A 13,236-nucleotide genomic window follows, 5' to 3' on the forward strand; every position below is an offset into this window, starting at 1 on the left:
GCCGGCGACCTTTTCCAGATGACAGGGACTCCCCGATGACAATGACCTATACCCCCTCGGCCTCAGGCCACGACCATTTCTTTCTCGGCAGCGACCACCAGCGCAATGAGCGCAAGGTGTGGCTGGTGATCGCTCTCACGGCCAGCATGATGCTGGTGGAAATCGTGGCCGGTTCGATCTACGGCTCCATGGCGCTGGTGGCCGATGGATGGCATATGTCCACCCATGCGGGCGCGATGCTGATTACCGCGCTGGCCTACCGCTTTGCGCGCCAGCATGTGGGCAATCCGCGCTTTACCTTCGGCACGGGCAAGCTCGGCGATCTGGCCGGCTTCGCCAGCGCGATCGTCCTGGCCTTGATTGCCCTGCTGATCGCTTGGGAAAGTCTGGTACGGCTCACCCAACCCATCCATATCGACTTTAACCAGGCGATCGCCGTGGCTGTCGTGGGCCTGGGCGTCAACCTGGTCTGCGCTTGGCTGCTGAAGGACGACCATGCGCATCACGGTCACAATCATGGACATCACCACCACGATCACGACCATCATGTGCCAGGCAAGAGCCGCGACAACAATCTGCGCGCCGCGTACATCCATGTGTTGGCCGATGCGCTGACATCCGTATTCGCCATCGTCGCGCTGCTGCTCGGCCGCAGCTACGGCTGGCTGTGGGCTGATCCGGTCATGGGTGTGGTGGGCGCGCTGGTGATTGCCCGCTGGTCATGGGGGCTGATCCGGGACTCCGGCAGCGTGTTGCTCGATGCGGCAGTCGAGGGCGAGGAAGTGCGGCAGGAGATTCGGGAGGCCGTGGAGCCGACGGGAAGCGAGGTTACAGATCTGCATGTCTGGCAGGTGGGGCCAGGGCATTTCGCGGCCATCGTCTCACTGGTGGCTCGGGAGCCCCAGGAGCCCGCGCACTACAAGGCACTGCTCGCGCATATTCACGAACTGTCGCATGTCACGATCGAAGTGCAGCGCGGGGCCGCATGAGCATCGGCGTCACCTTGAAGGCTTGGGCCAGGCGGATCAAGCGTGATGGCGTGACGCTGTGGTTTGCCGGCAAGCATCCCGGCACGCCTTGGTATGCCAAGGCGCTGGGGCTGTTCGTGGTGGCCTATGCGCTCAGTCCCATTGACCTGATTCCAGACTTCATTCCGGTGCTGGGTTATGTGGACGATGTGATCTTGTTGCCCGTGCTGATCTGGTTGACTGTGAAGCTGCTGCCATCCGATGTGCTGGCGCAATGCCGTATTCAGGCCGATGAATGGATGCTGGCGGAAGGCGCCAAGCCGCGGAGCCGGTTCGGGGCAGTGATGATCGTGGCGCTGTGGCTGGTGATGGGGGTGGCATTGTGGTTCTGGCTCATGCCGCATCTTTAGTTTTTCCTGAGGGCATATTGAATGGCATGGGCGTGTCGGCGCGAAGCGCCGCCGGGCTTTCGAGCTGCGTCCCGTGCTTCGTGCCGAATTACGGCCATTCGGCTTCAATCCCTCACGCCTTCGCGCCTGCGCTTGCCTCCTGAGGATCGGCGCAAGGCTCATCCCTGCCGCGCGGTGCTTGACGCCCGTCGAATACCGCCGAACCGGCAACGCCGGATCGGCCAAGCCGGCGCCCCCGCCGCGATGGGCGGGGAACTGGCGAATACGCTGGAGCTTGCTGCGGCAGGTTGTACGGATGCGTGCCGTCCCCGACGCTGACGGTTCCTGCCCATCACGTTACGAAGGACGGTTCACGGGCATCCCGCCCGGCATCGCTATGGAGCTTCCATGCCACGCCTCAAGACTGGCGCCGCAAGGTGTGACCGGGGCGTTCTCGCCCGTCATTGGGGTGTTGACCTGGCCCGCGTCTGGGAGCGAGCCAGTGCAGCGTTCGTGCGGGGATGCCGAGTCAGCCCTGTCTCCTTTCGAAGCGGTTCGGCCCAAGGCGTCCTTGTCTTGTTGTGAATCCTGGCGGTGGCACGGCTGCGCCTCGGGCTTTATGGCTGCAACCGTCCGGCGAAAACAATTTCCCCCTGCGCTGCGCGCATTCCTCGCGGGACAAATTCTTTTCGCCTCCCGGTTCTCCACTGCGTTGCGACCGCAAGCGGTGCAGCCAGCCCGTCTCCCGCCGGTCGGATCACAACAAGGACGCGATGGGCGCGAACCTTGTTCAATCGTAAGGAGATTCATCATGGCAACCATCGGCACCTTCACCGCGGACAAAGACGGCTTCACCGGCACGCTGCGCACCCTGACCCTCAACGTCAAGGCCAAGCTGGTTCCCAACGACAAGGGGGACAACGAACACGCCCCCGACTTCCGCGTGCAGGCGGCGGGCTTCGACATCGGCGCGGCGTGGAAGAAAGTCAGCAAGGCCGAACGGCCCTACGTGTCCGTGACCCTCGACGATCCTTCGTTCCCAGCAACGGTCTATGCCCGGCTGATCGAGGAAGAGGACGGCACGCACACGCTGATCTGGTCGCGCAGCAAGCCCCAGGCGGCCTGATGGCCGCCAGCGCCCCGCCCACGCGGCGGGGCGCCGTGCCGCTTTCGCAGAGCTGCATGGAAGCCTGGTCATTGCAGGAGCGTGGCCCATGTTGGGCCGCTTCTGTTGAGGCATGGGGCGAGTCTGCGGCTGCAAGAACGGCCGGGCGTGTCGGTGCCTTGCACCGCCGGGCTTAGCTGGCTGCGCCCCGTGCCGTCTTTGTCGTCACGGCCATTCGGCGCCAATCCCTCACGCCTTCGCGCCTGCGGCGCTGCGCGCGTCGCTTGCTCCAGGGGATCGGCGCAAGGCCCATCCCCGCCGCGCTGCACTTGGCGCCCCTTGAACACCGCCGAACCGGCTTGCGCCGGATCGGCCGGGCCAGCGCCTACGGCGGGGCCGCCGCTGCGAGCTGGCTTTCAGCCTCGCTCATTAGCACTGCCGTGCTGCATTCGAGCGCGCCAGCGATCTTGAAAATGATCGCCAGCGTGGGCATGTGCTCGCCGCGCTCGATCTTCCCCATGTGGGAACGCTCGATGCCGGCCTGGTGTGCCAGCGATTCCTGCGCGATGCCGCGCTCCATCCGCAGAGCACGCACCGCCGCGCCGAAGGCGTGGGCCAGCTCGGCGTCATGGGTGGTGGAGCCGGCCGGTCGGCCGCGCTGGACGGTTCGCTTCTGCATAGACAGAAGCGTCAATTCGCAGCACAATTAAAACCACGTTATCTTTAACTCATTCATTCCGAATCAATCCTTTTTCGTGCTTCTACGTCTTTACAGAAATACGCATTTGCGGTTTTTCACGGAAGCACAAAACCGAATCCGTGCATTTCCTCAAATCCGCCGATACGGCTTTACGCTTTCACGCTTCGGTGGATTTGTTCCAAGAAAGGGCTGCCCATGAACCGACTCATCACCGAGGACGAGCGCAGGCAGTTGCTGGCCCACGGCCAGAATCGCGCCGCTGGCGGCTCCATCGACCCGTTGCCCGTGGTGCGGTTGTTCACGCCGGACGCGCATCTCACTTGGCTGCTGGCCGCGCTCGATCCGGCCGATGGCGATACGGCCTTTGGCCTGATCGACCTGGGGCTGGGAATGCCCGAGCTGGGCACCGTGAAGCTGTCCGATCTGGAATCCATCGTCGGGCCACGCAAGCAGCCCGTGATGCGGGATCGGTATTTTCAGGCGGCACGCCCGCTGTCGGAATATCTGCGGCTGGCCCAGGAGAATGGTTCCATCCTCGATTGAACCGTTCGCACTGCGGCCAAGCGGGGCGTATTGGGACTATTTCAGTCTTATTCCAGACCTGTCCGGTCTGAATCCGCACTCTTGCATTCAACCCGTGCTGGTGTGACCCAATCAGTCACGATCTTTTATGCGGGTACGGGCACGGTGTTTTGTGCCGCATGACGTTGTCGGGTCGGGCGGTCGTCGCATTCGGACGGGATTCGCAATACACCGGAGCCAATCAGTCTTGACACCGCATGTTACATGCTTGAATTGATGCAGATGATGGTTTTGATCTGGATGCGATAGCTTCGTTTTGATCGGCCCGTGGCGACGTTCCTGCTGTTCGACAGGAGCTTTCGTCATGGTCAGCCCTCACCATTTCCCGCACTGGTATCCCACCGCCGCCTACCTCTACGTTCTGCGGCTCGATGCACTCGCACTGGCCTGGGAGTACCTGCGGCGCCATCCCGACTACCGGCTCGACTGGCTGCACCGTCATCGCCGGCCGCAGGCGGCACAGCACGCGGCGCATCGCTGGGGCTTACGCCTGCTGGAAGACCCAGCCTTGGATGCGCGCGACGCGCATCCGGCCTGGCTCCCCGGCCATGCCGGCGTGGTGCAGCTCTACCCCGATGCCGACCCACCGCAGAATGCCACCGCCTTCGCGTTCTGGCGCATCCCTGGTCACAAGCAATTGATCCACGATGGCAAGCGGCTGGTGCTGATCGCGCGCAGCCCTGGCCATTGCCTGCGCTTCGCGCTGGCACCCGGCCTGGAGGACGGCATGGCTGTCGCCTATGCCCATCACGGCGGTGCTGCCGCACCTGCACGCGGCCATGCGCCCGGTGCGGCGCTGGCCAATGCTCGGCCCCGGCCATCGCATTCGGCCTTGCTGGAACTGCACACCTTGCAGGCGCTCGACGCAACCCTGGCGGGTGCGTCCTTGCGCGATGTGGCCGAAGGCTTGTTCGGCGTGGATGCCGCAGCCGGTTGGTACAGCGACGGCGGCCTGCGCTCCAAGGTGCGCCGCCTGACGCGGCGCGGCGATGCGCTGATGCGCGGCGGCTATCGCCGCCTAGCACAGCTTGCGCCGCTTGAGAAGGGTCGTTTTGAAGGCCACGCAAAACGACCCTGAGCAAGAGAGCTTCATTTTCTGAGACTGCCTCCATCCGGTTGCGCTGTGTGGCCGGAGCCCTGCAACCGATGGAGGTTCTCACCATGCGTCCTGCTCCCTTGCGGCCTGCCGCCGCTCCCGCAACCACCTCGGCCGCTGTCGCGCAACCGCAGCGTTATCTCACCAACGACGAAGCCGCCGACTACCTGCGACTGTCACCGCGCACGCTGGAAAAGCAGCGCGTGCTGGGCGGCGGCCCCAAGTTCCGCAAATTCGGCCGCCGCGTCATGTACGCCGTGGCCGATCTCGATGCCTGGGCTTCCGAGCGCAGCTTCGAGAGCACATCCGATCCCGAGTACGCCGAGCAGCATTCGGCGGACAGCCGTGCGCGCTGACCGCTGGCGCGCGGGTGGCTTTCGCCATGTCCAGCCCTGCGCTGCCGTCCCGGCAGCGGCTCGTGCCAGAGCGCGAACAGCTCGACCTGTTCCGTGCCCTGCCGGGCGACATGGCGCCGCGCGACAGCCAGGATTTGATGGCCTTTCCGTTCTTCTCGCTGGCGAAGTCGCGGCGCGTGGCGCCGATCGACTTCCGCGCCAGCGGCATCACGATCCGCGTGGAGGGAACGCAGGAGCATGGCATCGCCACGATTTGGGATGCAGATGTGCTCATTTGGGCGGCTTCGCAGATTGTGGAGGCGCGCGACGCGGGCTTGCGTCCATCGCGGCTCATGCAGGCCACGCCCTACGAGATCCAGCGATTCATTGGGCGCGGTACGTCGCTGCGCGACTACCAGCGCCTCAAGGCGGCCTTGGATCGCCTGCAATCCACGACGGTGGCCACGTCCATTCGGGAGACCACGGGAAGACGGCTGCACCGCTTCTCGTGGATCAACGAATGGAAGGAACTGGCCGATACCAAGGGCACGCCCTTAGGGCTGGAGCTGATCCTGCCGGACTGGTTTTACGCGGGCGTCATGGATGCCGCGCTGGTGCTGACCATCGACCCAGCGTATTTCCGGCTCACGGGCGGCATCGAGCGATGGCTGTACCGGCTGGTGCGCAAACACGGCGGGCGACAGCCGGGTGGTTGGCAATTCGATTTCCGACACCTGTATCGGAAATCGGGCAGTGCCACGCGCTTCTCAGACTTCGCCTACGACCTGCGCGCACTGGTCGCGCGGCAGTCGCTGCCCGGCTACGTCCTAGGCATCGAGCGGATGCCGGACAACAGCGCCGAGCTGCTGACCTTCCGGCCCGTGCCGTTCGCGGCACGGGGATAAACGGTGCGCAGCTTGTGGACGGGCTCGTGCTATCAGGAGTACGAGGTATCGTGCTATCGGGAGTACGACTCTCGTGCTATCAGGAGTACGGATCGGCCGCAAAGCCAATAACGGCGCGGGTTTCGGCCTCCCCTAACTTCCCTAACTTAAAACATCTAACTGGTAGTAGAAGCGCCGCACCTCGGTGGAAAACCGCCACGCGGCGCGAAGCACAGCGGCAACAACCGGGCTTTCCAACAGGGAGGGCCAGGCCATGATCGTCGCGCTGCTCAACCAGAAAGGCGGCGTCGGCAAAACCACGCTGGCTACCCACATCGCTGGCGAGCTGGCGATGCGCGGCCAACACGTCGTGTTGCTGGACGCCGACCCGCAAGGCTCCGCGCTGGACTGGACGCAGCGCCGCAGCCAGCAAGGTTTGCCAAGGCTGTTCAGCGCCGTGGGCCTCGCACGCGAAACGCTGCACCAGGAAGCGCCAGAACTCGCCAGGCGGGCCGATCACGTCGTCATCGACGGGCCGCCGCGCATCGCCGCCTTGGCGCGCTCCTCGCTGCTGGCGGCCGAGCGCGTGCTGATCCCGGTGCAGCCCAGCCCCTACGACCTGTGGGCCAGCGCCGAGATGGTGGCGCTGATCCGCGAGGCGCAGGTGTTTCGGCCTGCGCTGCGCGCGGCCTTCGTCATCAACCGGCGCGTGAGCACCACGGTGATCGGACGCGAAGCACGCGGCGCGCTGGCCGAGCAGCCGCTTCCTGCGCTGCGCGCGGAAGTGCATCAACGCATCGTGTTCGCCGACAGCGTGGCTGCTGGCCGGCTGGCACGCGAGACGGCGCCGGACAGCGTCGCCGCGCGCGAAATCACCGCACTGGTGGACGAACTGCTGCGGTGGCCGACATGAGCAGCCCCGCCAGCAAGCGCACGACAAAGCGCGTCGGCATCGGCGCGCGTCCGCCCGCGAATCCGCACGCCGAGGCGTGGATTCGCCAGGGCGACGCCGATGCGCTGGGCAAGGGCGACCTCTACACCGCACGCCTGACGCTCGACATCACGCCCGCAATGCGGGCGCGCATCAAGGTGTCGGCGTTCACGCAAGGCGTGACGGTGGCCGAACTGCTGCGCGGCCTGCTGGAGCGCGAGTTTCCAGAACAACGCAGGGAGAACACACCATGACCGCATCCGCTTCGTCTGCCCCCGCGCCTGTTGCCTTCGCGGCCACGGCTGCACCGTCGCCGCCACTCCTAGCACACGCGACGGGGCCAACATCAACGCCGCTAACGCGCGTTTCGCTGGCCTTCCTGGAGCACCGTTTCAAGCTCTACCTGCGCTTCGGCGAACCGGCGCGCACGCTGCGGCTCGACCGCTGGCGCAGTCTCGCCGTATTCATGCCGAATGCCATGTTCTGCCGCATTCGCTGGCAGTCCACCGACTACGGCACTGTTCGCTGGCAGCTCATGGTGATGCAGGCTTGCACGCCGCTGGACGCGGCGCAGCGCATCCCCGGTGTGCAGCCGGGCGCACGCCTGCTGCTGCACACCGAGGGCGAGAACCAGGTGCGCGCCGTGCTGGAGCGCATCGACGCCATCGAGGCGCTGGGGATCGCGCCATCCGCCGCTTCACCCGCGTACTGGCGCACGCTCGCCAACCGGCTCGCTGCGCGCCTGCCGCTGCCCGAATACACCGCCGAGCGGCACGCCGGATGGCTCATCGGGAGGGCGCTGCCATGACCGCCGTTTCGACTGTCGGCACCGCGCCGCGTCCTCGCTCACGCCTGCGCGCTCGCATCGTGCTCGCGTGCCTGTCTGCCTGCGGCCTCGCTGCGCTGGCCTGGGCGTCCTTCGTGCATCCGCTGCCGCGCATCATCTACAACCCGTCCGACAGCGTGGCGGTCGGCTGGTATCGCGTGGAACCGCTCCACCAGCGTACCGACTCGCTGCACCAGCCTTTGTCCGTTGGCAGCATCGTCTTGACCACGTTGCCGGCAGACACCGCCGCGCTGGCCGCGCAGCGCCGCTACCTGCCGGCGCGCGTGCCGCTGCTCAAGCGCGTGGGCGCCGTCGCGCCGCAAACGGTGTGCGTGTTTGATGCGCTGGTCTGGATCGACGGCGTGCCGGTGGCCGCCGTGCTGCCCGCCGACCGGCTGGGCCGTCCGCTGCCTTCCTGGCGGCAGTGCCGCCAGCTTCGGCCTGGCGAACTGTTCCTCTTGAGCGTGACCAACCCGGCGTCGTTCGACAGCCGGTATTTCGGGCCGGTCAGCGCATCCGCCGTGATCGGCGTCGCGCATCCGATCTGGCTGGAATCCCGCCCATGATGGCCGTCGATTCGCTGCACGTTGCCATGCATCTCATCGTGCCATCGGGCGTGTCGTCCTGCTGGTCGTCGCCGTGTCGTCGCGCGTGCAGTGCGGGTGCATTCGCACCGCACTTCGCGCTGTCTCCGGCGCAGCCGTCCAACGTGCAGGCGTCTTGCCTCGAACGCGCCCGGCCTGCGGCCGTATCCGCGTTCGCCGGCGCGCTGGCTGCTGGTGCAGCAGCGCCACCGGGCCGCGATTGCCGGGAGCGGATGCGGGAGGCAAATGCGGAAGGCAAGACAAAAGGGAGCGGCACCTGTCGGCCCGCAAAGCCAGTCTGCACGTGGGGTTGGCGCAGCACGGAGCGGCTTCGCCGCCGTGCCGCGTGGAGCGCGAGGCTCGCGCCAATGCTGGCATGTGCGTGTGCTTCGCACGACAGGACACGCCAGAGCTTGCAGGGAGCGCAGCCATGACCGACCGCCGCGACGACGATTTCCGCATCCGCCCCAGCGCCCCGAAGAACCGGGGCCAGGGCTTCGTTTCCAAGGTGCTCAAGCAGGCAGGCAAGGCCAGCAGCGGCAAGTCGTCGGTGCGTCGTCCTGGCGCTGCCAGCGGCTCCGGGAGGGGCACCGGCCAGCGGCCCGGCTCGCGCCTGGGGCGCGGCCACACGGCGGCGCGCTTCGTCGGAGCGAAGCTCACGCCCGTGTCGCGGCGCGTGACTATCAAGACGCTGCTGGTCAATCAGCAGCGGGCCAGCCCGCAGTCGCTCGCCAAGCACCTGCGCTACATTGAGCGCGACGGTGTGGGCCGCGATGGCGAGCCGGGTCAAGCCTACGGGCCGCAGACCGATGCCGCCGACCTCGACGCCTTCAAGGAACGCTGCGTCGACGACCGGCATCACTTTCGGTTCATCCTCTCGCCCGAGGATGGCGCCGAGCTGGAAGACCTGCGCACCTACACGCGGCACCTGATGGGCCGAATGGAGGCCGACCTGGGCACACGGCTGGAGTGGGTGGCCGTCGATCACTGGAACACCGACAACGCGCATACCCACCTGATCGTGCGCGGGCGCGACGACACCGGCAAAGACCTCATCATCGCCGGCAACTACATCGCCGATGGCTTCCGCCATCGCGCCGCCGAACTGGCGACCGAATGGCTCGGGCCGCGCACCGAGCTGGAGATCCAGCAGACCTTGCGGCGCGAGGTGGAGCAAGAACGGTGGACGAGCCTGGATCGCACGCTCAAGCGCGAGCTGGGCGACGATGGCCTGGTGCATGTCGAATGCCTCAACGAGCCGAGATTGCAACGCCAGCGCCTGCTGCTGATCGGCCGCCTGCAACGCTTGCAGCGCCTGGGCTTGGCCGATGAGATACAGCCGGGCACCTGGGCTGTCCATGCCGACGCCGAAAAGACCCTACGCGCCCTGGGCGAGCGCGGCGACATCATCCGCACCATGCAGCGGGCCATGCGCGGCGAGCCGCGCGAGCTGGCGGTGTTCGAGCCGGGCGACGATGGCCAAACCATCCTCGGCCGCGTGGCCGCGAAGGGGCTTGCCGACGAGCTGCGCGACCGGGGCTATCTGGTCATCGACGGCGTGGACGGCAAGGCCCACTACGTCGCGCTCAACGCCCGCGACGAGCTGGCGAACTACCCGATTGGCGCCGTGGTGGAGGTAAAGGGGGCAGCCGATGTGCGCGCGGCCGACAAGAACATCGCCGCGCTGGCGAGCGATGGCCTGTACCGCACCGATCATCACCTTGCGATTGAGCAAGGCCGGGCCAAGCCCGGCCGCGATCCGCAGGAAGTCGTCGCGGCCCACGTCCGCCGGCTGGAAGCCTTGCGCCGCGCCGGCATCGTGGAGCGCGTGGCCGAGGGACTATGGAAGATGCCGGACGACCTAGCCGAACAGGGCCGCCGCCACGACGCGCAGCGCCTTGGCGGCGTGGCTGTGGAACTGAAATCGCATCTGCCCATCGAGCGGCAGGCTCGCGTGATCGGGGCCACCTGGCTCGACCAGCAATTGATCGGTGGTGGCTCGGGCTTGGGCGACCTGGGCTTTGGTGGCGAGGCCAAGCAGGCGATGCAGCAGCGCGCCGACTTCCTGGCCGAACAGGGAATGGCCGAGCGGCGCGGGCAGCGCGTGATCGTCGCCCGGAACCTGCTGGGCACACTGCGCAATCGGGAGCTAGCGCAGGCCGCGAAGGACATTGCCGCCGACACCGGCCTGGAGCATCACCCGGTGGCCGACGGGCAGCGTGTGGCCGGCATCTACCGGCGCTCCGTCATGCTGGCCAGCGGTCGCTACGCGATGCTCGATGACGGCATGGGATTCAGCCTAGTGCCGTGGAAACCAGTGATCGAGCAACGGCTAGGTCAGCAACTTGCTGCCACTGTACGCGGCGGTGGCGTGTCATGGGAGATCGGACGACAGAAAGGCATGTCCATCACCTGACGAGCACCTGCTTCCGACGAGCCGAAACTGCGCCCATCCACGATCTGCATTCTCCCGCAATGGCGGGAGGCCAACCTAAGCGATGCGAGGCAGCGTTAGATCAAATTTAGTCGCTGTATCGTTGGACGTTGCCTGCACATGTCCACCATGAGCTTCGGCAATTGATTTGACGATCGCCAGTCCGAGGCCGGCCCCCGCGGACTTGCGCTGGCGGGCAGGGTCGGCGCGGTAGAAGCGATCGAAGAGCTTGGGCAGATCGGCGTCCGATATCCGCTCACCCGGGTTCTCGACGCGAATGACCGTTCCCTGGTCGTCCTGTTTGAGCGTGACGATGATCCGAGCCTCGCGCGGCGTGTAGCGAATGGCATTGGAAAGAAGGTTGCCGATGGCCCGCGACAACATCTCGCGATCCGCCAGGACCGGCTCGACCGCGCCCTTGAGGCTGAGCGTGATGTGTCGATCGTCGGCGAGGGCCTCGTAGTAGTCGAACAAGCCCCGGACCAGCGCACTCAGGTCGACCTGGCTCATGCGGATGTTGCGTGGATCGTTCTCGGTCTGCGCGAGAAACAGCATGTCCGCGATCATGCGACTCATGCGATCGAACTCCTCCAGATGGGAGTACAGGATCTCCCGGTACTCTTCGGCGCTACGGGGCTGCCCCAACACCACATGGGTCTGTGTCACGAGGTTGGTCACCGGGGTGCGCAGCTCATGCGCAATGTCGGCAGAGAAGTGCGACAAGCGGGCAAAGCCTTCCTCGATGCGCGCCAGCATGTCGTTGAAGGCGAACACCAACTCTGACAGCTCGATCGGCACGTCGCGTGGGTCGAGTCGCACGTCCAGTTTGGACGAACGGATGGCACGGATTTTCTCGTTGACCTTGCGGATCGGCAGATGCCCCCAGTGGACCGCCAGCCAAGCGGCCAGCAGCGCAATGCACAGGACCATGAAGGTCACCCAACGCAGCATGCGCTGGAACTCCCCGAGGAATTCCAGGTGGAAGCCGATGTCCATGGCAGCGAGGATGCGGTAGCGTGGCGCATCCGAAGTAGGGCCTGCTGCAAATTCGAACGCAACGCCCCGGTAGGACCGCTGACGATCCTGCCACACCGCCAACTCCTCGGCGTCGATCTGCGCCAGAGGCTTGGGGGCCAGGTTCATCTTGGACAGGTCAGGACCCGCCGTGGCGTAGATGGTGTTGCCTGTCTGGTCGTAGACGGCGTAGCTCATCCCGTGGTGCCCCGCCACCGCATTGGCAAGTTGCTGCCCCAGCGCGTCGCGGTCCATGTCGTCGCCCTGACGCAAGGGCTCGGCCAGGGCCGAGATGACCGCGTCCAGTTCATGCGCGTCCTGTTGCGCAAAGTGATGCTCCAACGATCGGACGATGGCCCACTGGAAACAGAGGAACACCAAGGTGATGGCCGCGCCGATCAATGCCGTCACGCGCAGGGCGAGCGAAGCGGGACTGCGCCGCCGGGTCGGCCTGACCTGCTTGGCGTGGCCAATGGCCGACGTCTCAGGTTTAGAGGCCGTCATCGGTGTCGAGCGTGTAGCCCATGCCGCGCACGGTGTGGATCAGCTTGGGGTTGAACGCATCGTCGATCTTCGCGCGCAGCCGGCGGATCGCCACGTCGATCACATTGGTGTCACTGTCATAGTTCATGTCCCACACCTGGGACGCAATCAGCGAGCGCGGCAGCACTTCTCCCTGGCGACGTGCCAGCAGCTCCAATAAGGCGAACTCCTTGACGGTCAGCGCGATACGCTTGCCGGCCCGTGTGGCGCGTCGGCGTGCCAGATCGAGCTCCAGGTCGACAATCTGAATGCGGTCGGGTTGGCTCGGCGCAGTGCCGCGTCGCAGCAGCGTGCGCACGCGCGCCAGTAACTCCGAAAACGCGAACGGCTTAACCAGGTAGTCATCGGCGCCAAGTTCCAAGCCCTTGACCCGATCGTCCACGCTGCCGCGCGCTGTCAGGAACAGCACCGGGACCTGTTTGCCCGCCGCCCGCAGCGAGCGCACGATGCGCCAGCCATCGACGTCCGGCAGCATGACATCCAGAACGATCAAATCGTAGGACTCGCTCATGGCCAGGTGATGGCCCTCCAGGCCGGTGCGGGCCAAGTCCACGATGAAGCCTGCCTCCTGCAGGCCTTGGCGCACATAGTCCGCCGTCTTGGCTTCGTCCTCGACGACCAGCATCTTCATGGCTTTCCTTACAGAATCGTTGCGGTGAGAGGGGCCGCGTGGGACTTTTGCGCCCACTACCGGGCAATGTACCGCTCTGCCCCTTCCCGAAGGATGACACAACCATTACATGAAAGTAATGGACGGGTCATGGGTTGGAAAACGCCCCCTCCTTAGGATGTCCTCCATGCGTCGAACCTTGTGCGTTGGACCCTGAGACCAGCGGGCTGGCCGG

Annotated in this window: 15 protein-coding genes; 12 read left to right on the plus strand and 3 right to left on the minus strand. The window is 65.8% G+C overall.

The window, feature by feature from the left end:
• Positions 1 to 35: 35 nt before the first annotated feature.
• The 3 genes from dmeF (at position 36) to BM070_RS08260 (ending at position 2,483) form a co-directional block, all read left to right on the plus strand.
• Positions 36 to 989: a CDF family Co(II)/Ni(II) efflux transporter DmeF gene (gene dmeF, locus BM070_RS08245; protein ID WP_012202396.1), complete on the plus strand. Its 954-nt coding sequence runs from the start codon at positions 36 to 38 to the stop codon at positions 987 to 989.
• Entirely contained in the window at positions 986 to 1,378 is a 393-nt protein-coding gene (locus BM070_RS08250; RefSeq protein ID WP_012202395.1) for a YkvA family protein, read from the plus strand. The genes dmeF and BM070_RS08250 overlap by 4 nt, the downstream gene beginning before the upstream one ends.
• A gap of 790 nt (positions 1,379 to 2,168) precedes the next feature.
• Positions 2,169 to 2,483: a DUF736 domain-containing protein gene (locus tag BM070_RS08260; protein WP_016451571.1), complete on the plus strand. Its 315-nt coding sequence runs from the start codon at positions 2,169 to 2,171 to the stop codon at positions 2,481 to 2,483.
• A gap of 364 nt (positions 2,484 to 2,847) precedes the next feature.
• Here BM070_RS08260 and BM070_RS08265 read toward each other — a convergent pair whose 3' ends face one another.
• Positions 2,848 to 3,141 (minus strand): helix-turn-helix domain-containing protein, encoded by a 294-nt coding sequence (locus tag BM070_RS08265; RefSeq protein WP_012202393.1) that lies wholly within the window; start codon positions 3,139 to 3,141, stop codon positions 2,848 to 2,850.
• Between the two features lie 216 nt (positions 3,142 to 3,357).
• Here BM070_RS08265 and BM070_RS08270 point away from each other — a divergent pair, with 216 nt between their 5' ends.
• The 9 genes from BM070_RS08270 to BM070_RS08320 all read left to right on the plus strand — a co-directional run bounded on the left by BM070_RS08270 (position 3,358) and on the right by BM070_RS08320 (position 10,816).
• Positions 3,358 to 3,705: a DUF2958 domain-containing protein gene (locus tag BM070_RS08270; protein ID WP_012202392.1), complete on the plus strand. Its 348-nt coding sequence runs from the start codon at positions 3,358 to 3,360 to the stop codon at positions 3,703 to 3,705.
• Between the two features lie 343 nt (positions 3,706 to 4,048).
• The gene (locus BM070_RS08275; protein ID WP_016451570.1) at positions 4,049 to 4,822 is read left to right on the plus strand and encodes a DUF2285 domain-containing protein; all 774 of its coding nucleotides are present in this window, start codon (positions 4,049 to 4,051) and stop codon (positions 4,820 to 4,822) included.
• Positions 4,823 to 4,905: 83 nt separating this feature from the next.
• Positions 4,906 to 5,196, plus strand: coding sequence for a helix-turn-helix transcriptional regulator (locus tag BM070_RS08280; RefSeq protein WP_016451569.1), 291 nt, complete (start codon positions 4,906 to 4,908; stop codon positions 5,194 to 5,196).
• 26 nt (positions 5,197 to 5,222) lie between these two features.
• Positions 5,223 to 6,080: a replication initiator protein A gene (locus BM070_RS08285; RefSeq protein ID WP_012202390.1), complete on the plus strand. Its 858-nt coding sequence runs from the start codon at positions 5,223 to 5,225 to the stop codon at positions 6,078 to 6,080.
• Between the two features lie 253 nt (positions 6,081 to 6,333).
• Entirely contained in the window at positions 6,334 to 6,972 is a 639-nt protein-coding gene (parA, locus tag BM070_RS08295) for a ParA family partition ATPase (protein ID WP_012202389.1), read from the plus strand.
• Positions 6,969 to 7,244 carry a hypothetical protein gene (locus tag BM070_RS08300; RefSeq protein WP_012202388.1) on the plus strand — a complete coding sequence of 92 codons (276 nt, stop codon included), beginning with the start codon at positions 6,969 to 6,971 and terminating at the stop codon, positions 7,242 to 7,244. Before parA ends, BM070_RS08300 begins: the two co-directional genes overlap by 4 nt.
• A complete protein-coding gene (locus tag BM070_RS08305; protein WP_012202387.1) occupies positions 7,241 to 7,798 on the plus strand; it encodes a DUF2840 domain-containing protein in 558 nt (185 codons plus the stop codon). The genes BM070_RS08300 and BM070_RS08305 overlap by 4 nt, the downstream gene beginning before the upstream one ends.
• Positions 7,795 to 8,382 (plus strand): S26 family signal peptidase, encoded by a 588-nt coding sequence (locus tag BM070_RS08310; RefSeq protein WP_012202386.1) that lies wholly within the window; start codon positions 7,795 to 7,797, stop codon positions 8,380 to 8,382. Before BM070_RS08305 ends, BM070_RS08310 begins: the two co-directional genes overlap by 4 nt.
• A 448-nt stretch (positions 8,383 to 8,830) precedes the next feature.
• Positions 8,831 to 10,816, plus strand: coding sequence for a relaxase/mobilization nuclease domain-containing protein (locus tag BM070_RS08320; RefSeq protein ID WP_009517021.1), 1,986 nt, complete (start codon positions 8,831 to 8,833; stop codon positions 10,814 to 10,816).
• A 75-nt stretch (positions 10,817 to 10,891) separates the two neighbouring features.
• Here the strand turns inward: BM070_RS08320 and BM070_RS08325 are convergent, their stop codons facing one another.
• On the minus strand, positions 10,892 to 12,352 hold the full coding sequence (locus BM070_RS08325; RefSeq protein WP_074931800.1) for a heavy metal sensor histidine kinase: 1,461 nt from the start codon (positions 12,350 to 12,352) through the stop codon (positions 10,892 to 10,894).
• Positions 12,339 to 13,022: a heavy metal response regulator transcription factor gene (locus BM070_RS08330; protein WP_009517023.1), complete on the minus strand. Its 684-nt coding sequence runs from the start codon at positions 13,020 to 13,022 to the stop codon at positions 12,339 to 12,341. The genes BM070_RS08325 and BM070_RS08330 overlap by 14 nt, the downstream gene beginning before the upstream one ends.
• Positions 13,023 to 13,236 lie beyond the last annotated feature (214 nt).

Source organism: Paracidovorax wautersii, from assembly GCF_900113035.1.
GTDB lineage: Bacteria > Pseudomonadota > Gammaproteobacteria > Burkholderiales > Burkholderiaceae_C > Paracidovorax > Paracidovorax wautersii.

What these genes read in the sequence shown, in the direction of transcription:
- BM070_RS08265 (WP_012202393.1), bottom strand. Translation starts at nt 3,141, where the DNA reads ATGCAGAAGCGAACCGTCCAGCGCGGCCGACCGGCCGGCTCCACCACC.
- BM070_RS08280 (WP_016451569.1), top strand. Translation starts at nt 4,906, where the DNA reads ATGCGTCCTGCTCCCTTGCGGCCTGCCGCCGCTCCCGCAACCACCTCG.
- BM070_RS08275 (WP_016451570.1), top strand. Translation starts at nt 4,049, where the DNA reads ATGGTCAGCCCTCACCATTTCCCGCACTGGTATCCCACCGCCGCCTAC.
- BM070_RS08300 (WP_012202388.1), top strand. Translation starts at nt 6,969, where the DNA reads ATGAGCAGCCCCGCCAGCAAGCGCACGACAAAGCGCGTCGGCATCGGC.
- dmeF (WP_012202396.1), top strand. Translation starts at nt 36, where the DNA reads ATGACAATGACCTATACCCCCTCGGCCTCAGGCCACGACCATTTCTTT.
- BM070_RS08320 (WP_009517021.1), top strand. Translation starts at nt 8,831, where the DNA reads ATGACCGACCGCCGCGACGACGATTTCCGCATCCGCCCCAGCGCCCCG.
- BM070_RS08310 (WP_012202386.1), top strand. Translation starts at nt 7,795, where the DNA reads ATGACCGCCGTTTCGACTGTCGGCACCGCGCCGCGTCCTCGCTCACGC.
- BM070_RS08260 (WP_016451571.1), top strand. Translation starts at nt 2,169, where the DNA reads ATGGCAACCATCGGCACCTTCACCGCGGACAAAGACGGCTTCACCGGC.
- BM070_RS08305 (WP_012202387.1), top strand. Translation starts at nt 7,241, where the DNA reads ATGACCGCATCCGCTTCGTCTGCCCCCGCGCCTGTTGCCTTCGCGGCC.
- BM070_RS08270 (WP_012202392.1), top strand. Translation starts at nt 3,358, where the DNA reads ATGAACCGACTCATCACCGAGGACGAGCGCAGGCAGTTGCTGGCCCAC.
- BM070_RS08250 (WP_012202395.1), top strand. Translation starts at nt 986, where the DNA reads ATGAGCATCGGCGTCACCTTGAAGGCTTGGGCCAGGCGGATCAAGCGT.
- BM070_RS08285 (WP_012202390.1), top strand. Translation starts at nt 5,223, where the DNA reads ATGTCCAGCCCTGCGCTGCCGTCCCGGCAGCGGCTCGTGCCAGAGCGC.
- BM070_RS08325 (WP_074931800.1), bottom strand. Translation starts at nt 12,352, where the DNA reads ATGACGGCCTCTAAACCTGAGACGTCGGCCATTGGCCACGCCAAGCAG.
- parA (WP_012202389.1), top strand. Translation starts at nt 6,334, where the DNA reads ATGATCGTCGCGCTGCTCAACCAGAAAGGCGGCGTCGGCAAAACCACG.
- BM070_RS08330 (WP_009517023.1), bottom strand. Translation starts at nt 13,022, where the DNA reads ATGAAGATGCTGGTCGTCGAGGACGAAGCCAAGACGGCGGACTATGTG.